The sequence below is a fragment of the Metabacillus flavus genome (assembly GCF_018283675.1).
GTDB lineage: Bacteria > Bacillota > Bacilli > Bacillales > Bacillaceae > Metabacillus_B > Metabacillus_B flavus.
Window position 1 is genome coordinate 2,237,042 of sequence record NZ_JAGVRK010000001.1, and the last position, 24,928, is coordinate 2,261,969.

Here is a 24,928-nt window from a genome sequence, read left to right on the forward strand (position 1 = left end):
AAGAAATAAGACAATGGAGACATGCTCCATTGTCTATATATTACACGATTTTCAGCAATATTTTTAGAAAATTTTAATTACTTCCATTTCGTTAAAATTACCGTACCTCCTTCAGACCTAGGCGGGATTTTAATCGTTACTTTTCCATCTGCCGTTTTCTTATAATCCTTATTGGAGTACAAGTCCTTTACAGATGGGAAATTTTTATCGCTCATATTCAGGGTGACCTCTTTTATCTGATTGGTCGTATTGATTCCTACTAGCAGCTCCTGCCCCTCATATTTTCTTGAGAATACGAGATAGCCGTCTTTATTGCTGCCGGAAACTTTTTCCCTGCTTCCTTTTGAAAAGACTTTGGAATAATGCTTTCTCGTTTGAAGAAGCTTGGCGTAATGAACGGTTAAATCATTCCCGCTAACTTTATTCCATGCCATATCATAGCGGTTTTCATTGAATTCGCCTTTATCAAAATCCCCGCCGTGTTTACCGGATAGTCCTATTTCTTCTCCGTAATAGATGACTGGCTGTCCTTTTGCCGTAATTTGAAGAGATGCCGCAATTTTTTGCTTCGAAACATCACCATTTGCATGGGTAATCAGGAAGCCATCCTCATCATGGCTGCTTAAGAATTGCCCAAGTACCGCTGTGTTATTAATCATCTTGTTGCGTTTTTCAAGATTCGCTTCCGTTTCATCAATCTTTCCTTGTATAAACGAAGCGGCATCTGTTTTAAAACCAAAGTCAAGCAAGGAATCCATTTGGCCGCTGTTCAGATAGCCGCCAGCATTATCGGCACTTGCTCCAAAATTCTCTCCGATAAGTTTGAAATCAGGTTTAATTTTTGTCAGCTCATTTTTGAAAGCACTCCAGGTCGTCTTATCCACGTGCTTAACGGTATCGACACGGAAGTAATCAATCGTGTCTCCCCGTTTCGTTTTTGCTCTTTCCAGCCAGTCTGTCTGCCACTTTATCACTTGATTTCTCACAGCTGCGTCCTCCGTTTTAAAATCCGGGAGTCCCGCCAGTTCGCCTTTGATTACATCTGTTCCTCCATCCCTGAACATGTCTTTAAAACGAAGCGAATCTTCAATTGTTGGATAATTGCTGATATTCTTCTGGCCGCCATCCTTCAAACCATAGCCGCCGTGATTCAGCACTACATCCACCATAATTTTCATTCCTTTGTCATGTGCTTTATCAATCAGCTTTTGGAAAGTCTTCATGTCCCCCAAGTGTTCATCAAGCTTAGTGAAATCCTTTGCCCAATATCCGTGGTATGCATATTGAGCTCCCTCTTTGCCCGAGCGGATATTCCAGTCCACATTGTCGACAATTGGTGTGATCCAGATTGTATTGATCCCCATATCCTCCAGGTAATCAAGCTTCTTTGTAATCCCGGCAAGATCACCGCCATGATAAGTTTCAGGATGCTTCTTATCATAGTTTTCTTTATTCGGATCATTGTTGGATGGGTCTCCGTCGTAGAAACGGTCTGTCAGCATAAAGTAAATCCTTGCTTCATCCCAGTCGAACTGATCTTTGCCTGAACCTGATACTTGAATCGGTTTCACTTCAAGCAGTGCCTGTCCTTTATGGGTGTTGCCGTATTGATCTTTTACGGTTATCGGCAATTTTTTCACTCCGGCTGTTATGCTGTCTTTAACGGAAACACTGATTTCGTTAAGAGCCGGATCTATTGGAGTATTCTCAGAACCTCCGATGGCACGCAAATCAATAGTCATTCCCGTTACTTTAACATCTTCTCCAGTTTCGGCAGCTACTGCAATGACCGCATTTTCTCTAGACGATATTTTCTTTGGATAAGCAGATGCTGTAACCTTTATTTTTGGGACTACGTACTTAATCATCGATTTACCGTTTTCATCGGTATTATAAGGATCGCTGATTTCAGTTGTTTGGCCATTCTTTGTCACAAGAAAACTATATTCATAGTTTCCTTCTTTAAGGTCCTCTAATGTATAAGTGAAATACTGGTTCTTTTCGTCATACGCCATTACCGACGGATTGCCGTTTATTTTCACCTGTACACGTTCTATTTGATCTTGAGCACCTGTTTCATAGAGCTCCTGATCCCTGTAGATGAAGGTGAGTTTTCCATTTGCAAGAATCGGACCTTTCACAGGAGGAACCGTTTCAAATGCACCGACGCCGCTCGTTACCGTAACTTTCGTAACAGATTGAGACAAATCCGCTTCGATATATCGATCCTGTCCATAGGCATCTTTTTCAGCCCAGTCCGTTCCCTTCCTTAATACAAAACCAATTTTTGTTGTATCCGGTCCGATTGGGAACTTCGCTACCGCTCCGTTTTCTGTAACCTTTGAGAAACGCTTCTCTCCGTCCTCAACACCTGTTTGCCATGTCCAGATGTTCCAGCCATCATATTGGTTATCCGCTCTCTTATACGTAAATTCTACGAATCTCTGAACATATTTCTTAACTTCTATCTGCTTCTGTGCTGAAACCGAGCCGGTTTTAGCTGTAATTACTGCTTTCCCTGCACTTAGCCCGGTAACTTCACCCGAGGAGGAAACAGAAGCTACCTTCGGATTGGAGGTCGTCCATTCAATTGGCGCTTTTTCTCCCATTACCTGACCAAATTGATTCTTTACCGTGCTTTGAAGCTGAATAGAATTCGATTCATAAACTGAATCTTTTCCTTGCAGTTCAATAGATGCCGGCTGCAGGTCAGCTACCGTTACGGTAATGGACTTCTTAAGAGAGCCGCTTGATGCAGTTATTTCAGTTTTCCCTGTCTTTTTAGCTGTTAGTTTACCGCGTGAATTCGTCTGAACGATTGCTTCATCCGCACTGGACCAGGTTAACGGCTGGTTTGTCATATACCCGCCAAACTGATCCTTTACTTGCGCCTGCAGCATACGTGATTCATTCATATCCATATACAAATTGCCAGTATTGATTGCAAGCGAGGATGGAGTCAATGAATCTGTTCTTTCTTCATCATATAAGACCATCATGGAAAGCGGCTGAACATTGGCCTCTGTTCCATTTATTTGCTCAATAACGCTTGTACCTGACTGTTTATGGTTAACAACCGCTTTCCACCCTGAAGGAGCAGAAGGCAGCGCCACTTTTTTAGCTTCTGTATTCGCATTGTAAATGACTAATATATTTTTCCACTTATCACCGTTGGCATGGTTTTTCAGCTTGTAGGAAACCACGTTATCCTGCTTTTGCAGAATTTCAACATTCGCTTCTACCTGCTGTTTATCTGTCAATTTGAATGCTGGATGACTATTCCGCAGTTTATATAATCCTTGATAATACGTATTAACCTGATCGAAATCCGACACATCATTCCAATTTATTTGATTGATCGCATCGGGGCTTTTATAGCTGTTATGGTCTCCATACTTCGTTCTGAGCATTTCGTCTCCCGCATGGATGAACGGGATGCCTTGAGAGGTAATGGCTATTCCGTTTGCAAGCAGGGACCGCTTTACGGTCTCGTTAGAAAGCTCATCCTCTTTGCTGACTGCATGATGCGGTGTTGCAGCTGCTATTGCTTCTTCTACCGTTTTATATGCGGCCGCATCTTCACCTTGAAGCTTCCCGTCTTTCATATTGACAAAGCCTTCTTTTTCCTCAAGTCCTTGTGTCTTAATGATTTTATCCCACATATTCAAATTATCGTGGGCGGTAACATAGTTGATGGATTCAATTGGTGAATTCGTAAAATCTGTGATGGAACCTTTTACTCCTGTAACGATTGCTTCTTCTTTGCCTTTTTCACCAGTAGCAAATCCTTTTGACGCGTCATCACTTCCGCCTTTGATCGCTCCGCGGATATTATCATTAAAGACCGCGAACCCCCGGTCCTTTTGGGCACCTTTTGTAGTTTGGAGACTTTCAGCAAGCGGCGATCCCCCTGCCTGCCATGGTTCCCCGTAAACGAGCATCGTCGGATCCACTTGCTCTTTCAGCTCTTTAGTCAGCTGTTCCATTGTATTGACATCGATAAGACCCATTAAGTCAAACCGGAAGCCGTCTACCCCGTATTCTTCCGCCCAATATTTAACGGAATCCTTAATATACTTTCTGACCATCGGTCTTTCCGATGCTACCTCATTACCGGTTCCGCTTCCATTTGTGTAGGTCCCATTGTCATTGGTTCTGTAAAAATAGCCTGGCACAATTTTGTTGAAAGGACCGTTTTCAATTTCAAAGGTATGGTTGTATACGACATCCATAACGACTCTGATTCCTTTATTGTGCATAGCCTGGACCATTTCTTTAAACTCGAGAATCCTGGTTTTTGGATTGGATGGATCAGTTGAGTAAGAGCCCTCCGGTACATTAAAATTTTGAGGATCATAGCCCCAGTTAAATTTCGGATCACTCGAAGCGGGATCATCTGCCTTCAATTCATTTACCGTTTTAAAATCATAAGAAGGGAGCAAGTGTACGTAAGTTACGCCTAGATTTTCCAGATGATCAATTCCAGTCTGACCCCCTTTGCTGTTTTTCGTTCCAGTCTCTGTAAATGCTTTAAATTTCCCTTTATTTTTAATGCCAGAATCTTTGCCTATGGAAAAATCTCTGACATGAAGCTCGTATAAAGATGCATCAGCTGGGGTAGTTACCTCTGGCTTGTCCATCGGCTTCCAATTGGATGGATCAGTTTCATCAAGACTTACAATAGCCGATCTTTGGCCATTGGCGCTGACTGCTTTTGCGTATGGATCGACTGCATAGTTTATTTTTCCATCAGCAAATTCGGTTTTGTACATATAAAATTTACCCTTTAGATCACTAGGTGCCACAGCAGACCACACACCATTGTCCGCTCTGTCCATGACTGTTTCTTTACCATCGGAGTGCTGATTGACTGTTCCCTGTTCTGTATATGTACCCTGGGTGTCAAAAAGAACAAGACTGACTTTTTTAGCTGTTGGTGCCCACACCTTGAAAGCAGTGTTTCCGGCAGTGTATGAAGCTCCCAAATCGTTTCCGCTATAATAGAATTTTTTATCGTCCAGCGCTTTTCTAACGATTACTTTTCCCGTTCCAAAACGAGAGCTCTTAACTGCATACGCATTTCTAACATCAATTGAACTTGCATCAGCGATTAGCAGCATGACCTGATTGTCTTTCACTTTTTTTACTTGTGCTGCTATTTCCTTGCCATTCGTTTCATCAACCAGTTTAAACTGATTCAGGTCTTCATCTTTTAAGGAATGAGAGGAACTGACGATGATTCGGTCGAGCGAATCCATTAATGCCGAAGTAAGCCTTTCGCCTACATTTGTTTCCTCTTTGCTGGAGTAAACAGCCGGATCTCCTTCGACCATCCAGGATTCAGAAGTTTTTTGGCCTTCGGGTATTTGAATGGTCCTCGTCATTTCCTGAGATGTCCAATTTCCAGGTCTTGCAATGACATTGATTTTATTGGAAGACGCTTCTACCTTAGCTTGAGCAAATCCATCTGTCACTTCGGTAAAATCTACCTCTTTGCCATCCTTGCCATCTTCCCAAACCCATAAGTCCCAATTTTGAGCCTTTCCATCATACCTGTAATAATTTATGGTGAAACTGTAAGTCTGCTGAGCCTGATCTGCACCTGCACTCTCCAATGCAACCGTTTGCAAATCAGATTGCGCGAATACCGCAGGCGTGCTGATAAATGTACTGAGCACGAGCAGGACTGCTAATAAAGATGATATGATCCCCCTGATTTTCCCTTTCATTGCCTTCCCCCTATATTTCGTCTATGAAACCGCTTGCGCTTGCAAGCGGTTTCATTATTATTTTTACACGTTAATGAGATAAAATCAATCCAATGCAGAAAATTAAGAATATTTTACCACCTTTGGAATTAGCAAGAAAAAAAGCCCTCAATTTATGAGGACTTTTAGCTTATTTTAACGCATTAAGTTTGTTTGTTAAGTCCTTAAAAGCATCTTCATCATGCCGGTCCAGGGCTTCATCAATCAATTGCAGGAGTTTATCCTTTTGGTAATTTTGAATGGCGCTCTCAAGGACCCGCTCGGCAATAAGGCGGTCTTTCTCATTGCCATTAAGATGTTTCGGCATAAACGGGTTCCCTTCCATTACGGCCGCGTAATGCGGGGATTGGTAAGAAGATCTGAAATTGATCTGAATATAAAGCTCTTCTTCGCGATTCAAACGGATATCATGAAAGGATTTCTCAGCATCTGTAGTCATGACATTTTCTTTGTAGAATCTGAAAGGAACCTCTTCCACGCAATGGGTAGACATGATGATTCCCCGGGGACAATATTGTGCCTGTTCTACAAAATGGACCCTTTCCATTAAAGCATCATGACTCATCAGGTAATTCAGAATCCAAACACATTCTCTCCGCTTAAGCTGGTAGTGGTTCAAAAACCATCTGATAAAATCCTTCTTCTCGTGGACAGAAACAGGGGTCATCATTATCGTTCCCTCCTCTGCAAGAACATTTCTTTATATTAAAAATTTCAACACATTGAAATCAAAATCCTGCCTGACTACTGTTTTAATTCGTCTTCCAATTGCATCAATAAGGCTTCAATTTCGACATTCGCAGGGTCAAGCGATAGAATTTTCCTGAATAATTCCATCGCTTTTTGGCGGTTTCCCTCTTCTAAAAGGAAACGGGCATACTCTTCAAGGAAATCGGTCTGGTCTTTAAAAAATTTATATGCGCGATCATAATAGTCTAATGCCAGTGAAAAATTTTCTGTTTCATTGCAGCTTTTGCCAAGAAGCCAAAAATACTGCGGATCTTCTTCTTCAAATTTCATCACTTCTGTAAGCAAATCAATGATTTCCTGGTATTGTTCCTGATGAAGATAGATATTGGCTAGCGTAAGAACCGCTTCTGCGTGCCCAGGGTCGATGGCTGCTGCCTCACGAAGCAATTGGATTGCCCTATCCGGCTGCTGATTTTTCAAAGAAATTTTCCCAGCAAATAAATATAAGTCTTTATTAAATTCATCTTCCCTGATGCCTTCCATAGCCGTTTCCTGGCTTTCCTGAAGCATCCCCTCTTCTTCATAAGCCCTTGCGAGCGGAAGGTAAAGGGATGAGAAGCCTGGATCCAGCTCTTTTAAATTCTCAAGCTGCTGAATTGCGGTTTTTGATTGGCCTGCTCTTAGTGCAGCAAGCCCGTAGCCGAAAACAGAATGAGGCTCTATCTTTTCATTGATTGTTTTTTCATAATAAGGCATTGCAGCCTCAAATTCACCTGATCCGCTCAAAGCATCGGCTAATCGCTGGTTAATATTAACTCCTGCAAAAACTTCGGCAGAAATCGCTGCTTTTTCATAATAAGAAATAGAGGTTTTATCATCCCCGCCATGATAATAAAATTCTCCGAGGGCAAAATCAATCAGCGGTTCATCAGGAAGAAGTTTTTTCGCTTCTTTCAGTTTGATTTCACTAACCTCCTGGAGCCCCTGCAGCTGATATAAATCTGCTTGAAGGAGCAAAGCCTGAGGATAGGCAGGATCATCCTTTGATACTTGATCCAGGATGGAGATGGCTTCATCTTCCTGTTCCATATCGATGTAGGCTTCTGCCATCAAGAGGGATATATCGGTTTCCTGAGGATATAAAAGATGAAGATCTGCAAGTAATTCCAGGGCTTTGTCAGGAAGGCCCCATTCATAATACTTGTCCGCAAGAAGAAACTTTTCTTCATCATGGAGGTTGTTCTGAAGTCTGGAAAGCTTATTCAATCCTTCTTCCGCTTCTCCGTTTTCTACCAGGTTAATTGCTTCTTCTAAAGAGTTTGCCATTTGGCATGTTCCTTTCTATATAAGCGACAGGGGGCGGGCAAATGCGGAACGTATCAAAATGTTCTTCTCTTCTCCGCTGCCAGGATGAAAATAAATACGATCCAGTGCCTTCACCACCCTGCCTCTGTGAATTGTAATGGTTGGAATATGACTATCATAATCGAGAAGCGGTCTCGTTTCAACCGAATCGCTTAAGCCGGTTTTTTTATAAAGATTATAATCCACGTCTCCATCAGGCCGGATCAGTCCCTTTTCAGGATAGATGCCCAAGTTCATCAAATCGGCTGAAGGCAGAGGCTTCAGCGGGGCCAGAGCGTGAGGAAGGACCGGAATGCCAATCTTCTTCATAAATTTGTACCATTGCTTCTCTGCTTTTGGTTCCGTCCCTTTCCAAACAGGAACAATCGTGATGGGATTTAAATAAAGAGAATCCCGCAGCTGCTGCCAGTTGAACTGAGTAAATGGAAGATCGGAGCTGATTTCAGCAAACATGATGGCGATTCCATGTTTTTTTGCTTCATAGATCAAGGAGGGAGTAAGAGCTCTTAACGGACATTTGACGGCGATATAATAGTCGGCAGATGAATTAACCAGAAGCTGCCGCCGCATCTTAACCTTTTGTTTTAATTCACGCACCCTTGAAACAGGAACAGCAGAAATAATAGCGGTGCATCCTTTTGCTAATAGAAGGTCTGTCATATGCTTTTTATACGCGGAAAAAGATATCCCTTCTTCCATTGTGTCGAGAAATACATGGCCTGGAGTCATAATATATTCCTCTAAGTTCATTCGGAGATAAATGCTGCGGTTTAAGTCATCTCTGATCAGCCTGAATCGGTTGTCTTCTACACTTATTGAAACACGGCAAATCTTCCCCTCATTCCACAATGTAACTTGATCTAAAATATACGCCATCTTTTTCCTCCTGCAGCCCCTTTTTAAGACAAGCTATGCAGAGAAAAGGAAAATTATGATTATAAAGAAGGGAGTAGCCAGAAAGCAGTTTTCAACGCTGCTTCCTGTATTTAAAATTAGTTTGGTTTAGGCTGATTTCCGCTCAGATGGCTCAAGCTGTAAGCGTGGCGGGCGGTGAGTCTCCGCGGCGCAAGCGCCTGATCGCACCTGTCCCGCTGCTCTAAGCAGGATCCGTGCATCTTCAACTCCAATCAGCCTAACCATAATTGTTCAAAATACCTATATAAAACACAACCCCCGGAATGCTCTAACAGCGTCCCGGGGGGTTCAATTTCCATACAATCCCTCTCAGAAGGACTTTTTGGACAGCCACCTCATTATTGATTGACCCGTGCCAAATCATTGAAAAATTGAGGGTATGATACATTAATTGCATCCGCATGAGCCAATTCAACTGGTTTTTCCGTTAAACAAGCTGCAATCGATAGCATCATCCCAATCCGGTGATCGCCATGACTGGAAACTTCAGCCCCGCCGATTAATGGTGTTTTTCCGCGGATAATCATGCCATCTTCGGTTGCTTCAATATCCGCGCCGAGTTTTTTCAATTCATTTACGACAGTATCAATGCGATTTGTTTCTTTTACCTTCAGTTCTTCCGCATCCTTAATAATCGTTTTTCCTTCTGCCTGAGTGGCCATTAAGGCGATGATTGGAATTTCATCGATTAATTTTGGAATCAGATCTCCGGATATGGTCGTTCCTCTTAAGTCAGATGTTTCAATCTCAAGATCCGCCAATGGCTCAAACGAAGCTGTTTCCACTTCGGTTACCTTGATGTCAGCTCCCATTTTTTCAAGAACATCCAATATTCCTGAACGGGTCGGATTGATGCCCACTCTTTTTAATACCAATTTGCTATTCGGCACAATCGCTCCCGCTGCTAAAAAGAAAGCGGCTGAAGAAATATCACCAGGTACCTCAATTTGAGCGGCTTTAAGCTTCTGTCCGCCTTTAATGGATACAGTTAAGCCGTCTTCTTCGACATCCGCCCCGAATGACTTCAGCATTCGTTCGGTATGATCTCTAGATTTATGAGGCTCCGTTATACTTGTCCGCTCTCCGTTTGTGCAGAGGCCGGCAAGAAGAATTGCCGATTTTACCTGGGCGCTTGCAACCTTGGATTCATATGAAATGCCGCTTAAGCTGCCTCCTCTAATGGAGATGGGGGTAAAGTTTCCATTTTCCCTGCCATCAATTGAGGCTCCCATTTGCTTAAGAGGATCTGTCACTCTGCTCATCGGACGTTTGGCGATGGATTCATCACCGATCAGGCAAGAGTGGAAGGGAGTACCGGCAAGCAACCCGAGAATGAGGCGCGTGGTCGTGCCGGAGTTCCCGGCATCGAGGATATCAGCGGGTTCCTGAAGCCCATCAAGACCTTTACCGATAACTTCTACATTTGTCCCATCTACGGTTATATCCACCCCCATTTTTTTAAAACAGGAAATGGTGCTTAAACAGTCCGCCCCGTTTAGAAAGTTCGTAATCACGGTTTTTCCTTCTGCCACTGAACCGAACATAACTGCACGGTGTGAAATTGATTTATCGCCCGGGATCTGAATTTCCCCCTGTAAACCTCTGCTCGAATGAAGCTTCATATGATTTCCTCCTAGCCAAAAAACGTTCCATAGCTCGTGTATTTTGCAATACAATTTCTTGCTCTCTCACGGTCTGCTTCTCTTTGAAAGCTTATCCGTAAAACCCCGTTAATATCTTCTCTTGTTTCAATAATTCTGATATTTGTAATGCTTATGTTCTCCTTTGCAAGGTATCCGGTAATTTCTGATATCACACCCGGATAGTCGGGGACATCTATGTACAAATCATAGAAGGATGGAATGGCTCCCTGCTGTTTGACCGGAAGTCCGTCGCGAAATTCTTTTGCTTCATCAAAATACTCATAAATCGCGCTGCTGTCTTCTGCCCCAATGAAATCACGGACGCGCTCCATTTCCTGAGACCACTTATCAAAAAGCTGAAGCATATGTTCTTTATTTTGCAGCAAAATATCCCGCCACATTGCCGGACTGCTTGAAGCAATTCTCGTAATATCCCGGAAGCCGCCGGCTGCAAGCCTTCTTGTAAGCGGATTTTCCTCTTCATGCTGTACGGCCTGATGAACGAGCCCGGCTGCAATGATATGAGGGAAATGGCTGATTACACCTGTTATCAAGTCGTGTTCCTTTGGCTTCATGATGACAAAGTTTGCTTTTGTGCCTGCGAATAGGATTTTTAATTCTTCTATGTATGGTGCGTGCTCGCCGCTTGAATCGCAGAGCACATAAAATGCATTTTCAAAGAGGTGGGCTTTTGCCGCTGAAACACCAGATTTATGAGAACCTGCCATCGGGTGCCCGCCTATGAAAATCATATCTTTAGGAAAAATCTCGTTAGCATGACGGTCAATCGTTTCCTTTGTGCTGCCGACATCAGTAATAATTACTCCTTTTTTCAAAGGCATTTTGCTTAGCTGATCCATAATTAGCAGCGTTTGCTGTACAGGAGCAGAAAGGATAATGCAGTCTGCATTTTTTGCTCCCTCTTCAATCGAAGAAACCGCCTCATCAATGACACCTAGCGTTGCGCCAAGCCGGGCTTGTTCAGATTCAATATCATACCCTGTAATTCTGCAGGCGGGATGTTCTTTTTTTACCGCCATGGCTAAAGACCCGCCAATGAGGCCGAGTCCGATAAAAAATAGCTGGTTTCTCATTTTGGCACATCCTATCGTAAGGTGAAAAATCTGATGATGGTCTTTTTAGAAGACTGTTTCGCAAGCTTTGTTGTTTTTTCATGTTGATTTCCGCTCCCGCCAGCCTAAGCAGGATTCGTTTAAAGAACCAAATTAAAAACAACAGTCTTTATGGAAAGCTTTTTTAAAATTAGCTGTTGATTTCCGCTGCAGGCGTTCGCTTTTCTCTCTAACAACAGGTGTTAAAAAATTCATCATGCTAAACATAGTCTTTAGAAAAGAGCTTTTTATAAAAACTGCAAAAGAGGCTCCCTGCCTCTTTACAGCAGCGTTTTTAATAAATCTATTATTTCACGATTTTGTTCCTCCGACCCCACTGTAATTCTCAATGACGTTGGGAACCCCAGAGCGGCCCCTGATCTGACAATATAACCGCGCTCAAGCAGCTGCTGAAACAGAGTATTTGCATCACGGCTGAAATCAATCAGGATGAAGTTTCCTTCAGAAGGATAGCAGGAAAGCTTCATTTCTTCGCAAAAAGCATAATACTGCTGCAAACCAGCTTTGTTTCGAGTTCGGCAGCTTTCGATGAATTCCTGATCATCCAGTGCTGCAAGTGCTGCAGCTTGAGCAATTCTGCTCGTGTTAAAGGGCTCTCTTGCCGGCTCAATTTTCTGCACCAGGCTTTTGCAGCCAATTCCATATCCGATTCTCAGTGCTGCAAGTCCATAGGCTTTGGAGAAAGTCCGGAGAATCATGACATTTTCGTACGTGTGCAGAAAAGTAAGCGAATCCGGAAAATCCTCTGCTGTTACGTATTCATAATACGCTTCGTCAAGAACGACGAGCACAGAGGATGGAACCTTTTCAAGGAACGCCTCTAATCGGCTTTGATCCACATAGTTCCCTGTTGGATTATTCGGGCTGCAAACCCAGACCACCTTTGTATATTCGTCAATGGCGCCAAGCATTGCATCAAGATCGTGTTCTCCGCCTTTTAGCGGCACCTCTCTGATTTCCGCATTTTCAATGACCGCATTATGACGGTACTGAGGGAATGTTGGAGTGGCCATGACCGTATTGGACTGATGGTCAAGCAGCGATCTGCAAATTATTTGAACAATTTCATCCGATCCATTCCCAAAAATGAGCTGATTCTTATCCACACCAAGAATAGCCGAAAGTTTTTCGCGAAGCTCAGCACTGTATCCATCCGGATACAAGGCAAGCTGGCTCAGTTCCCTTTCAATAGCCTCCTTCGCTTTAGGGGAATACCCATATGGATTCTCATTCGAAGCCAATTTTACGATATGGTCCAAACCGTATTCTTTCTTCACTTCATCAATTGGTTTGCCCGGCTGATAAGGTTTTAAATCAAGCAGCTGGCTTTTTACTTCCATCACAAAACACCTCTCCCTAGACAGTTTGAACGAAAGATCTGGCGAAGGCCTCTATCTTTTGAAGGGCTTCATCACGGTCAGCTTTAGAAATAAGCTGATCATGAAGCTCTTCCACTTGGCGAATAATAGAGCTTCCTACTACAACACCATCACCGGCTTCATTCATTTTTCTGGCCTGCTCACCGGAGGAAATCCCAAATCCCACTGCCACTGGAATCGGTGAGACAGCTTTCACCTCTTTAATGAAATTAAAAACGTTTTGATCAAACTCTTTTCGCTCTCCTGTTACCCCGAGAGAAGAAACACAGTACAGGAACCCTTCAGATGCCTCCGCAATTTTCTTCAAGCGGGAAGAAGAAGTCGGGGCAACCATAGAGATGAAATAAAGATTTTCAGCTTTGCAGCGTGTGCGGATCCGTTGATTTTCTTCAAACGGCAAATCCGGAATGAGCAGACCATCCACGTTATTTTCGCGCATTAAAGCGAAAAAGTTCTCTTCCCCTAATTGTAACACAGGATTGTAATAAGTGAACAGGATGACAGGAATCTCTACTCCATTTTCCCTCATTTTGGGCACAAGTTCCATCGCTTTTACAATATTCATCCCCTGTTTCAGCGCCCTTCCTGAAGCACGCTGAATAACAGGGCCGTCCGCAAGCGGATCAGAGTAAGGAATACCAAGTTCGATCGCTGATGCTCCAGCATTTTGGAGAGATAAAGCAAGGGCAATCGTTGCTTCTGCATCCGGGTCACCTGCTGTGATAAAAGGAATGAAAAGTTTTTTATTTTGCTCCATTAGAGATTGAAAGTAATTCATCTTGATCCACTTCTCCTTTCAAAGCTTTCATAAGGGTATGAACATCTTTATCTCCGCGCCCGGACAAGCATACCAGGATGGACTGTTCCGGGGACATCGTTTCAGCAATTATAAAGGCCTTCGCCAAAGCATGCGCTGATTCTATGGCTGCCAGCAGACCTTCTTCTTTCGCAGTCCTATGGAGCGCATCGAGTGCTTCCTGATCTGTAGCGGAAATATACTGAACTCTTCCTGTGTCTGCCAGATGGGCATGTTCAGGACCGACACCCGGATAATCAAGCCCTGCTGAGATGGAATACGGTTCTATGATTTGTCCAAATTCGTCCTGAATTAAATAAGTTAAGGATCCGTGGATCACTCCATTCGTTCCTTTTGTAATTGTCGCAGCATGAAGCGGAGTATCAATTCCTTTTCCGGCCGCTTCCACCCCAATTAGTTCCACTTCATCATTAAGGAAAGGATGGAACATGCCGATTGCATTGCTCCCGCCTCCTACACACGCAATCACTTTATCAGGCAATCCTCCCGTTCTTTCGGCAAATTGCTTTTTTGATTCCTCCCCTATTACCTTTTGAAAATCTCTGACTATCATAGGATAAGGGTGGGGACCTACTACAGACCCGATCATATAAAAATGGTCTTCACAATGCTGGACCCAGTACCTGATTGCTTCATTAGTTGCATCCTTCAATGTCTTACTCCCTGAATGGACAGGGACCACTTCAGCTCCGAGCAATTCCATTCTGAAGACATTCAGCTGCTGCCTCTCAACATCTTCAGCACCCATGAACACTTTGCATTTCATACCAAATTTTGCAGCGACCGTAGCAGCAGCGACTCCATGCTGGCCTGCACCTGTTTCTGCGATAAGCTGATTCTTGCCCATACGTTTTGCAAGCAGCGCCTGTCCGATTGCATTATTAATTTTGTGTGCACCTGTATGATTCAGATCTTCACGTTTCAAATAGATGGACGCTCCGCCTATTGATTTCGTAAGGTTTTCAGCGAATGTCAACGCTGTAGGTCTTCCTGAGTATTCCTTAAGGAGGCGAACATATTCCTCTCCGAATGCAGGGTCAGCCGCCGCATCCCGGTAGGCATTTTCAAGCTCTTCAAGCGGTTCCATTAACGTCTCGGGAACAAATTTCCCTCCAAAATCTCCATATCTTCCTTTAATGTCCGGATACATAATCAAACACCCTCTTCTCAAAATTTTTCAGCAATCTTTCATCCTTGATGCCATTCCGTTCAACTCCGCTCGCAAGGTCTATTCCTGCGGGATCGATTTTCAAGAGATCTATTACATTGTCCGGGCTGACCCCCCCTGCAATGAAACAGGGTTTGCCCATCTGCTCAGCTTGCTTTATATAACTTCCCGCTAATGACCAGTCAAAGGACACTCCCGTTCCGCCCCATGACCCCTTTACACTGCTGTCGATTAAAAATACATCTGCGGCCGGTCCATAATGAGCCATCTTTCTAAGCGCAGACTCACCGTGCCTGATCGCTTTCCATATTTCCTGACCATTCCTCTGTTTAAATTCTTCCAGCAAAGAAAGTGGTTCTTCTCCATGAAATTGAACAGCATCCAAATTTAAAATGCGGCATGCTTCCTCAACCTCCCCCAAAGTTGGATTCACAAATACTCCGACATGCTTCTTACCGTTTTTTCCAAACTCATCCATCCATTCTTTAACTTCAGATGGTTCGGTTCTCCGTTTGCTTTCAGCGAAAATAAACCCAATGCAGTCCGCTTCTGAGCGGCTTGAAAGTCTGTAATCCTCTCTGTTTTTATTGCCGCAATACTTAAGGAGCGGACGCTTCATTCCGCTTCACCAAACAGATTTTTCACGGCTATCCCCTGGTCTTGATGCCTCATCAGCGATTCGCCAACCAATACGGCATGTGCTCCATATTCTTTAACTAAATCAAGATCGGCTTTTGTATGAATTCCGCTTTCGCTTACTAATAATGAACCCTCTGGGATATATCCTATAAAGTCCCCTGCTCTTCTGATGTCTGTCTGAAATGTGGTCAAGTCACGGTTGTTCACACCAATCAGCTCCGGCGTGATCTCTTTTAAAATTCTCTCAAGAATCTGAACAGAATGGACTTCTACTAAAGCATCCATCCCGCGCTCTCTTGCATGATGATACAGCTCCGCAAGGAAGGAAGGATCCAGCGCTTCTCCAATAAGAAGAATGGCATCAGCCCCGATAAGATCAGATTCTTCTACTTGAACGTGATCGACGATAAAATCCTTCCTCAGCACAGGCAGGCTCGTTTCACGCTTCGCAAGACTCAAATAGCTGTTTTCCCCTTTAAAAAATTTGCTGTCTGTCAGCACAGATAAACAGTCGGCCCCTCCAAGCTCATATTGTTTTGCATGAATTCCGGGAGAAAAAAGATCTTTTATAATCCCTTTTGAAGGGGATGCCTTCTTCACTTCTGAAATCAGTCCGATCGATCGATTCGGGTTTTTTAGCGCTTGATAAAACGGCCGTTTTGGGAGCATTTGATCCTCAGGTTTCTGATAGGCAAGGATTTCTGTTTTTTTATGGTCAAGGATTTGGCTAAGCATATTTCTCCTCCTTTTTCATCTGCAGCCTCTCAAGCTGTACAAGTGCCTTTCCGGATATGAGGGCTTGTTTGGATAAGCGGACGCCTTCTTTCAGGCTGCCGGAATATCCGGCTGTATAAAGGGCAGCGCCTGCATTTAAGGAAATAATGTCTTTTACGGCTTCAGGCCCTTTATTTTGGAATGCCTGGCATATAAGCGAGGCGCTTTCCTGCGGATTGGCTGCTTTCAAGTCAAGCGGATTCCCGCGCTTCATTCCAAATTCTTCAGGAGATATCGTATATCGTGAAATCTTTCCGCCCCTAACCTCCAAGACATACGTTTCATCTGTAATCGTGATTTCGTCAAGTCCGTCTGCTCCTGTTACCAGTAGGGCATGTTCTGTTCCAAGCTCACATATCGCTTTAGCCATTAATTCAGCATACCGATCTGAGAATACCCCAATCACCTGCCTTGAAGCATTCGCCGGATTAGCTAACGGCCCAAGAAGATTAAAAGCAGTTCTAAATCCAATTTCCTTTCTCGGGTTAACTGCATGCTTCATCGACGTATGGTACAGAGGGGCAAACAGAAATCCCATGTGATTTTTTTCAACTTCTGCCGCCGCCTCCTGAGGGGATTCCAGAGGCTTGATCCCTAATTCTTCCAGTACATCAGCACTCCCGCTCTTGGAGGTGAAGGAACGGTTTCCATGTTTGGCTACTTTCACTCCGAAAGATGAAGCTGCAATGGCAGCAGACGTTGATATGTTAAAGGTCGAGGCGTGATCGCCGCCCGTTCCGCATGTATCAACGGCACTCTCCAGTCCTTGGATAACAATCATTTTTTCTTTCATCGCCTCAGTAAAGCCGATGATTTCTTCCACGGTTTCTCCTCTTACTCTTAGAATGGATAAAAAACTGGCAATCTGGCTTGGTGTTGCTTGCCCCTCCATAATTTCAAGCATGGCCTCTTTCGCTTCAAGTCTCGTAAAACGTCTACCTTCAACGGCTCGTGATAGAATGTTTTTCATGTCGGACCTCCTTGCCAAAATGATCGTTTGCCAGTTCGATTGCTTGAATCAATGCGCTTGCCTTGCTTCTCGTTTCCTCATACTCGTTTTCCGGTATGGAATCAGCGACAATACCTGCTCCCGCCTGTACATAAGCCTTATTGCCCTTTACTACAGCTGTGCGGATGGCAATGCATGAATCAATATTGCCGTCGAACCCTATATAAGCAATACTCCCGGCATATTGATTTCTAGGAGTGGGCTCAAGCTCCTGCAGGATTTCCATCGCCCTCACTTTTGGTGCTCCGGAAACCGTACCTGCAGGGAACGAAGCAAGCAATGCATCAGTCGGATGAATATCCTCCCTCAGATGTCCGGTCACCTTGGAAAGCAAGTGCATAACATGTGAAAAATACGTCAGTTCCATATAGTTTTCGGTTTTTACAGAATGATAGGCTGCCACTCTGCCAATATCATTTCTTGCAAGGTCAACAAGCATCAGATGTTCTGCCTTTTCTTTTTCATCAGCGAGAAGGCTTTCTGCCAGGACAGCATCCTCCTGCTCATTCCTGCCCCTCTTCCTTGTGCCGGCAATCGGATGAATTTCCAAATGGCCGTTTTGAACATGAATCAATCGTTCAGGAGAGCTTCCTACGATTTCGATGCCGTCTAATTTCAAATAAAAAAGATAGGGAGAAGGATTAACCTTCCGCAGGATTCTGTATAAATCAAATCCATTTGCCTGAATCGGGACTTCGAATCTTTGGGAAAGGACTGTTTGAAAAACATCTCCGGAAGCAATATATTTTTTTATTTTCCGGACTTTTTCAATGAATTCTTCTTTTTCCATGTTCGATTGGACCTCATCGAAACGGACGTTTGACCTTTGATCATAGCTTAAAAACATTTCTTTCAGCGGCTTTTTCTCTTCCAGCTCCTGCAAAAGACTTTTTATTTTTGCTTCTGCTTTTTGATACCGGGAGGTGAGCTCTGCTTCCTCTTCCTTTCCGTTCAAAAAGGAAAATTCGATAATGTACAGCTGATTCTCGGTATGATCGAGCGCTATATATGTGCTGCATACAGCAAGGCTGCAAACCGGCTCTGCTGGATTCAATCCGGGATGCTTTTTAACTTTTTCAAAAAGACTGACGGAATCATATCCGATGCAGCCAACCGCTCCTCCCTTAAATGGGATGGGAAGCTCGGGCAGCTTAATTTGAAGTGATTCATCAAGGTGCTTGAACAAGTCTGAAAAACTGGAAGACTCATATTTACTTGATCCGTTTTTCTCACGGATAATAAATACACCTCGTCTTTCTTCTATGGTCAAGACAGTATTTAGCCCAATAAAGGAATAATTGGACCAGCTGGATTCACGATCGCTGCTTTCCAGTATATAGACCGCCTGTTTTTCTAAAGCATTAAAAATTTGAATGGGAGTTAATGTATCGATTTTGTAGGTGTGGACGACCGGAATTGTCCGGAAGTCTTTTGCATCATGTAAAAATGAGGTTAAATCTGAATGGTTCATTCCTGTTTCCTCCTCTAAATTTGCAGAGGAGAATGGGATGAGTCGGAGGTTTTTTGACCGGCTATGCATTTTGGGTATGCCTAATAACATAAGCATCTCGCCTATAACAAAATAAGCCCAAAAACACACACGTGTGTCCTTGGGCAGCATAGTCCGAATCATATACAAGAAAGTGATTCCTCAGCTATACTCAATCATTCTCAGCTACCCTAAACTCTTCTCTGCTCTTGCTCTCAACTAATTACTCTCTTGAACTTATTGAATATTCTAGTACGTATGCGATTCTATGTCAACGCTGAAGGGTTTACTGCGATTGAATCAAATCCGGTCTTAGCACTACAGCCCCTTCTAAATAAACATGCTGTACATGATCCTGCTTCAATTCTGTATCAACGTTCATCATAACGCGAATGCATTTTTCCAAGGCTCCAGGGACGTCTATTTCTGCCATGCACATAACCGGTACATGCTTCCATCCATCCAATTCCCTTAGTGCCTTTGCAGGAAACGCAGCATCAAGATCCTTCGTTGCCGTAATAATGACACTTGATACCTTTTCAGGAACGATATTATTATCTGTGGCTATTTTTCTGAAAAGCTGTTCAGAGACGGCCCAAATCGATTCTTTTGTATTGTCAGGAGATGTCGTAGCGCCTCTAATTCCTCTTATCAAACAATCTCCTCCTTTCGAAATTCTTCCAGCAAGGCTTGAAGTCTTTCAGGAAGATAGGAATGGATAACAGGTGTTCCGATTTCTTTCAAAAGCACCATATTCACTTTGCCTGATGCCGTCTTTTTATCAGCGAGCATAAAATTCATCAGTATTTCTGAAGTTAGCTCTTCCGGAACAGCCGCCGGAAATCCAATTTCTTCAAACCAAGTCTTCAGCTTAGTAAAAGACAGGTCTGCACCCAGCTCTTTTTCACTTAGCCAAACAGCAAAAAGCATTCCTGCTGCTACTGCATCCCCATGCGTTATTCTGCCATAGCCAAGCGCTGCTTCAATAGCATGGCCCAGGGTGTGTCCGAAATTCAAATAAGCTCTTACACCCGTTTCCTTTTCATCCTGAGAAACGATGTCTGCTTTAATTTTTATCCCCTCAGTGATCATCCGGACAAGCTGGTCTTCATTTGGATTCATAACCGCAGAAAGATCTTTTTTCAGCCAGGAAAGAAAAGATGCATCAGCAATCATAGCATGCTTGATTACTTCAGCCATCCCTGATCGCATTTCGGCAGCAGGAAGACTTGCTAAAAACTGCGGTTCAAAAAAAACGGCCTTTGGCTGGTAAAAAGCACCGATCATGTTTTTGCCTTTTGGATGATTAATAGCCGTTTTGCCTCCGACAGCGCTGTCATGGGCAAGCAAGGTGGTGGGAATCTGAACAAAAGGAATTCCCCTCATAAAGGTAGCGGCAGCAAATCCTGCAAGGTCTCCTACAACCCCGCCTCCGAGTGCTGCAACCATGCTTTTCCTGTCCAAGCCTTTTTCCAGTGCGTACGTAAGGATAGCATAATACTGTTCAAAGGATTTTGCTGCTTCCCCGCTCTGGACTACAAACACCTCTACAGGAGAAATGGTTTCAAGCCTTTCTTTCACAAATTCCCCATAAAGCCGGTGTACGGTATCATCTGTAATCAGCAGTATTTTTTTGGGAGCTCCTCCCCCATCAGCCAGCACCTTTTCCAAGGAGTCAAGCGACCCGTTTCCAATTAAAACAGGATAAGGGGTTTCTGCTGCTACGGTTACCGATTTCATTAAAATTCCCTCGCACGCTGGCGCATTTTTTCAGCATTTTCCCGGATTAAATCCATACGGTCCTGACCAAATTGCTCTGTTATTGCCGCTGCTAACTCCCATGCAACTACAGCCTCAGCAACAACGCTTGCAGCAGGAACAGCACAGCTGTCAGATCGTTCTATACTAGCTGAAAAAGCCTCTTTCGTTTCAATATCGACGCTTTGCAGAGGTTTATACAAAGTCGGAATCGGCTTCATGACACCCCTTGCGATAATTGGCATACCAGTCGTCATACCGCCTTCGAGTCCTCCAAGACGATTCGTCTTCCGGTAGTACCCCCGATCCTCATCCCAGGCAATTTCATCATGAACCTGGCTTCCAAACAGTCTTCCCGCCTCAAAACCAATGCCGATTTCAGCGCCTTTAAAAGCATTTATACTCATAATCGCCGCAGCAATTTTCGCATCCAATTTCCGGTCATAATGAACATAGCTTCCTACACCCGGAGGCATACCCTCTGCGACTACTTCTACTATTCCTCCGATGGAATCGCCATTTTCTTTTGCCTGGTCGATTGCTTCCATCATTTTAACTGCAGCCTTTTCATCCGCACAGCGGACTGGAGAATCTTCCGTTTTAGCAATTAATTCATCTACGCTCGAGAAGGGTGAATGTTCAGACCGAATTCCGCCAATTTCAAGCACATGGCCGGCAATTTTAATCCCGCAGTCTTCCAGAATTCTCTTTGCCACTGCTCCAGCAGCTACCCTGACCGTTGTTTCTCTTGCAGAAGATCGTTCCAGCACATTTCTCATATCACGGTGCCCGTATTTAATAGCTCCATTTAAATCGGCATGACCGGGTCTTGGGCGGCTGATCTGCCGCTTTACTTCCAATTCTTCACTTTCTTCTATTGGCTCAGCACCCATAATTTTCGTCCAATGCTTCCAGTCTTTATTTTCAACTATTAAAGCAATGGGAGAACCCAGCGTCTTCCCGTGCCGCACACCGCCGGCAATAAAGACCTGATCCTTTTCAATTTGCATTCTCCTGCCTCTGCCGTGCCCTTTTTGTCTGCGGGCTAAATCTTTGTTGATGTCTTCCGCAGTCAGGTGCAGACCTGCCGGAATCCCCTCAAGAATAGCAGTCAGCTGCGGTCCATGTGACTCACCAGATGTTAAATATCTCATCGGCGGACTCTCCCTTCAACGCGTTAACGCTTTTATGTATAAATTGATTATAAGACACTATACCATAAATTTTTTATAAAAAGTAGCATCAGCTTATTTTTTACGGTAGAAAAACGGCTCTGCTGATTCAAATCCATATTTATCAGGATGAAAGATTTGTTCTGTGCTGCCGACGAATAAATAGCCCCCTCTTTTTAATGACTGGCTGAACCTGCTGTAGACGATTTCTTTTGCTTCCTCTGTAAAGTAGATCAGCACATTGCGGCATACAATCAGATCAAGCTGGCTGTCATAAGGATCTGAAAGGAGATTATGCTTTTTAAACTGCACCATTCTTTTAATATCTTCTTTTACTTCAAAAGAATCCTCCTGAGTATGAAAATAGCCCCTTTTTATTTGTTCGGGAACCTCTTTCATGGCCCGTTCAGCATATAATCCTAGCTTTGCTCTCGCAAGAACGTTCTCATCCAGATCCGTTGCAAGGATCCAGGGTTCCTTAATGCCAATATGTTTAGCAATCATTGCAAGCGTGTATGGTTCTTCGCCCGTAGAACAGGCAGCACTCCATATTTTAAGATTTGTTTTATCTGCCGAGAGCTCCGGAAGAACCTTCTTCTCAAGTACCTCCCAGCGCTTACTGTTCCGGAAAAACTCGGATACATTAATCGTCATCCGGTCGAGAAATTCAAGCAGAAGCGCATCATTTTTTTTCAGTTCCTGAAAATAGACGGTAAAGGAAGTGAAGCCTTTTTTTTCATAAAGGGAGGTTAATCTTCTTTTCATTTGTGCCTCTTTGTATAAGGTAAGGTCAATTCTTGTCAGCTGATAAATATTTTTTGCGAAAAGCTGGTATTCATCCATATATCCAATTCTCCTGTTTGCTCTATTCTCTGCTAATTCTTTACAATGAGTATAGCGTATTATGGGCTTAAATTGGGACGGGAAAACAAAAAAAGGCCAGCCTGGCAGGCTGACCGAAAAAATTAATAAATGCAGCTATTCATTAGTTTTTCGTATCCGACAAGCTCTTCCGGCTTGAAGAAAAGACCAATCTCTCTTTCAGCAGCTTCAGGCGAGTCAGATCCGTGAATAATGTTCTTCCCGACAATCACACCATAATCCCCTCTGATGGTGCCCGGAAGTGCTTCCTTCGGATTCGTTTTCCCCATCATCTGGCGGGATGTCTCGATGACATTCTCCCCTTGCCAGACCATTGCAAAAACTGGACCGGAAGTAATAAATTCTACAAGCTCATTATAAAAACTTTTCCCCTTATGTTCCCCATAGTGCTCTTCAGCAAGTTCCTGAGAAATCTGCATTAATTTAGCGCCGGCCAATTGAAAGCCCTTTCTTTCAAACCTTTGCAAAATTTCCCCGATTAATTGTCTCTGAACACCATCAGGTTTGACCATCAAAAAAGTATTTTCCACAATTCTCCACCCCGTCAAATTATGTATGGGTTTTCATTTACCCTTTAGAATCGTACCATTTTTACTATCAATTTACAATCAGGAGTGGAGAAATGAATTAAATTTTTCTTTTTCCAATATATTTCGCAATCGAGTGCATCGTGCTTCTAGCCTTATTGGAGGGCATTTCATTAAGCAGCGCGAAAGCTTTGTCAAGATAGCGGTTGCTTACATCGTAGGATTTCTCAATAGCACCTGATTTTTTTATGGCGTCAATAAGCGGTTTGATTTCATCAGGCTTCGTCTCAGCGCTTATTTTTATAATTTCCTTTCTTAATTCCCGGTCCTCCATTGAAATCAGTACCGGAAGCGTAATATTCCCCTGCAGAAGGTCGCTTCCAACCGGCTTTCCGAGCTCCTTTTCAGAGGAAGTAAAATCAAGAATATCATCTATAATTTGGAAAGACATCCCTACATTATAGCCGAACCAATATAATTTTTTATGCAGCTCTGGAGCCGTACCGGCCGATATAGCCCCGAGCTGGCAGCTAGTCGCAATTAGTATGGCGGTTTTCCTTTTTATTCTCTTCAGGTAGTCCTTCAATGACTGTTCGTATCGATATTTATCTTTAAGCTGCTCGATTTCTCCAATGACTACGTCTACGATTGTCCGGGAGAGAATCTTATGAGCGAGCGGATCTTCGAGTGCCGTCATTTGTTCAAGAGATTTTGCAAGCAAATAATCACCAGTATACATGGCGATTCGGTTGTCCCACCTTGCTTTGACGGTCGGTCTTCCCCTTCGGAGTTCTGCATCATCAATTACATCGTCATGGACGAGAGTCGCCATATGGATGATTTCAAGAGCCACAGCTACGTGCTTGATTTTATCAATATGATAATCTCCGAACATTCCCGATAGCAGCACAAAAACCGGGCGTATCCGTTTTCCGCCTGCCTGGAGCATATCAAGCCCTGCTTCACTAAGCATTGGATAACTGGATTGAACCACTTTTTCAAGCTCCTGTTCAATCACATCCAGATCTTTGTTCAAAAACGTATATAAATTTTTAAATTTCATTCCATCCACCAACAATCAAGTGTGTTATTTAACAGGTTTGGAACCCATATGCATAGCAGCTACTCCACCGGTAAAAGGCTTCACTTCCACGTTGTCCAGTCCTGCTGTCCTGAACATGGCAGCAAGCTCCTTCATTCCTGGAAAGTCCCTTGCCGATTCCTGAAGCCAGGAATATTCCTTGAAGCTTTTAGCAAATACCTTTCCGAAAAGAGGCATAATGTAACGGAAATACACGTAGTAAAGCTGTTTAAATCCAGGCATTTCAGGCTGTGAGGTTTCAAGACAGACCACTTTGCCCCCGGGCTTAACTACTCTCTGCATCTCCTTTAGCACGGTCATGTAATCGGGCACATTCCGCAGGCCAAATCCAATGGTAACATAATCAAATGAAGAATCCTGGAACGGAAGCTCCATAGCATTGCCATGCAGGAGAGAAACGTGTTTCATCCCAGATTTCTTTACCTTTTCATTGCCGACTGAAAGCATATTCTGGCTGAAATCAAGCCCGATCGCTTCCCCTTCCGGACCTACCGCTTCTGCAAGAGCAAGAGTCCAGTCAGCTGTCCCGCAGCACACATCCAAAGCTTTTGCTCCCGGCTGAACGCTCATCCGCTTCATGGTTTCTTTACGCCAAGCCACATGGCGCTGAAAGCTAATTACTGAATTCATTTTATCGTAATGCGGGGAAATTTTCTCAAATACCCCATGTACACGCTCTTCTTTTGACTGCTGCATTA

At 43.6% G+C, this 24,928-nt stretch carries 19 protein-coding genes and 1 pseudogene; all 20 read right to left on the reverse strand.

Going from position 1 to position 24,928, the window contains the following annotated elements:
- Window positions 1-92: 92 nt before the first annotated feature.
- Window positions 93-5,561: pseudogene (gene pulA, locus J9317_RS11525) on the reverse strand (type I pullulanase); the annotation flags it as partial.
- Between the two features lie 337 nt (window positions 5,562-5,898).
- Window positions 5,899-6,438: a ReoY family proteolytic degradation factor gene (locus J9317_RS11530; protein ID WP_211558741.1), complete on the reverse strand. Its 540-nt coding sequence runs from the start codon at window positions 6,436-6,438 to the stop codon at window positions 5,899-5,901.
- Between the two features lie 74 nt (window positions 6,439-6,512).
- Window positions 6,513-7,784, reverse strand: coding sequence for a tetratricopeptide repeat protein (locus J9317_RS11535; protein ID WP_211558743.1), 1,272 nt, complete (start codon window positions 7,782-7,784; stop codon window positions 6,513-6,515).
- Between the two features lie 15 nt (window positions 7,785-7,799).
- Entirely contained in the window at window positions 7,800-8,699 is a 900-nt protein-coding gene (locus J9317_RS11540; RefSeq protein WP_211558745.1) for a hypothetical protein, read from the reverse strand.
- A 377-nt stretch (window positions 8,700-9,076) separates the two neighbouring features.
- Window positions 9,077-10,360: a 3-phosphoshikimate 1-carboxyvinyltransferase gene (gene aroA / locus J9317_RS11545; RefSeq protein WP_211558747.1), complete on the reverse strand. Its 1,284-nt coding sequence runs from the start codon at window positions 10,358-10,360 to the stop codon at window positions 9,077-9,079.
- A gap of 11 nt (window positions 10,361-10,371) precedes the next feature.
- The gene (locus J9317_RS11550; protein WP_211558748.1) at window positions 10,372-11,475 is read right to left on the reverse strand and encodes a prephenate dehydrogenase; all 1,104 of its coding nucleotides are present in this window, start codon (window positions 11,473-11,475) and stop codon (window positions 10,372-10,374) included.
- A gap of 299 nt (window positions 11,476-11,774) precedes the next feature.
- Window positions 11,775-12,854, reverse strand: a complete 1,080-nt coding sequence (gene hisC, locus J9317_RS11555; RefSeq protein ID WP_211562312.1) for a histidinol-phosphate transaminase — start codon at window positions 12,852-12,854, stop codon at window positions 11,775-11,777.
- A gap of 16 nt (window positions 12,855-12,870) precedes the next feature.
- Entirely contained in the window at window positions 12,871-13,671 is an 801-nt protein-coding gene (trpA, locus tag J9317_RS11560; RefSeq protein WP_211558750.1) for a tryptophan synthase subunit alpha, read from the reverse strand.
- On the reverse strand, window positions 13,637-14,860 hold the full coding sequence (trpB, locus tag J9317_RS11565; protein WP_431190678.1) for a tryptophan synthase subunit beta: 1,224 nt from the start codon (window positions 14,858-14,860) through the stop codon (window positions 13,637-13,639). Before trpB ends, trpA begins: the two co-directional genes overlap by 35 nt.
- On the reverse strand, window positions 14,844-15,497 hold the full coding sequence (locus J9317_RS11570) for a phosphoribosylanthranilate isomerase (protein ID WP_211558754.1): 654 nt from the start codon (window positions 15,495-15,497) through the stop codon (window positions 14,844-14,846). Before J9317_RS11570 ends, trpB begins: the two co-directional genes overlap by 17 nt.
- Window positions 15,494-16,252 (reverse strand): indole-3-glycerol phosphate synthase TrpC, encoded by a 759-nt coding sequence (gene trpC, locus J9317_RS11575; RefSeq protein ID WP_211558756.1) that lies wholly within the window; start codon window positions 16,250-16,252, stop codon window positions 15,494-15,496. Before trpC ends, J9317_RS11570 begins: the two co-directional genes overlap by 4 nt.
- Window positions 16,245-17,261, reverse strand: a complete 1,017-nt coding sequence (gene trpD / locus J9317_RS11580) for an anthranilate phosphoribosyltransferase (RefSeq protein WP_211558758.1) — start codon at window positions 17,259-17,261, stop codon at window positions 16,245-16,247. Before trpD ends, trpC begins: the two co-directional genes overlap by 8 nt.
- On the reverse strand, window positions 17,233-18,771 hold the full coding sequence (trpE, locus tag J9317_RS11585) for an anthranilate synthase component I (RefSeq protein WP_211558760.1): 1,539 nt from the start codon (window positions 18,769-18,771) through the stop codon (window positions 17,233-17,235). The genes trpD and trpE overlap by 29 nt, the downstream gene beginning before the upstream one ends.
- 304 nt (window positions 18,772-19,075) lie before the next feature.
- Window positions 19,076-19,444, reverse strand: a complete 369-nt coding sequence (gene aroH, locus J9317_RS11590) for a chorismate mutase (RefSeq protein WP_211558762.1) — start codon at window positions 19,442-19,444, stop codon at window positions 19,076-19,078.
- Window positions 19,441-20,529, reverse strand: a complete 1,089-nt coding sequence (gene aroB / locus J9317_RS11595; RefSeq protein ID WP_211558764.1) for a 3-dehydroquinate synthase — start codon at window positions 20,527-20,529, stop codon at window positions 19,441-19,443. Before aroB ends, aroH begins: the two co-directional genes overlap by 4 nt.
- On the reverse strand, window positions 20,529-21,701 hold the full coding sequence (gene aroC, locus J9317_RS11600; protein ID WP_211558766.1) for a chorismate synthase: 1,173 nt from the start codon (window positions 21,699-21,701) through the stop codon (window positions 20,529-20,531). Before aroC ends, aroB begins: the two co-directional genes overlap by 1 nt.
- A 93-nt stretch (window positions 21,702-21,794) precedes the next feature.
- On the reverse strand, window positions 21,795-22,562 hold the full coding sequence (locus J9317_RS11605; RefSeq protein ID WP_211558768.1) for a CheR family methyltransferase: 768 nt from the start codon (window positions 22,560-22,562) through the stop codon (window positions 21,795-21,797).
- Between the two features lie 122 nt (window positions 22,563-22,684).
- Window positions 22,685-23,134: a nucleoside-diphosphate kinase gene (gene ndk / locus J9317_RS11610; protein WP_211562314.1), complete on the reverse strand. Its 450-nt coding sequence runs from the start codon at window positions 23,132-23,134 to the stop codon at window positions 22,685-22,687.
- 94 nt (window positions 23,135-23,228) lie between these two features.
- Window positions 23,229-24,191 carry a heptaprenyl diphosphate synthase component II gene (hepT, locus tag J9317_RS11615; RefSeq protein WP_211558770.1) on the reverse strand — a complete coding sequence of 321 codons (963 nt, stop codon included), beginning with the start codon at window positions 24,189-24,191 and terminating at the stop codon, window positions 23,229-23,231.
- A 24-nt stretch (window positions 24,192-24,215) separates the two neighbouring features.
- A complete protein-coding gene (locus J9317_RS11620) occupies window positions 24,216-24,926 on the reverse strand; it encodes a demethylmenaquinone methyltransferase (protein ID WP_211558773.1) in 711 nt (236 codons plus the stop codon).
- Between the last annotated feature and the right edge of the window lie 2 nt (window positions 24,927-24,928).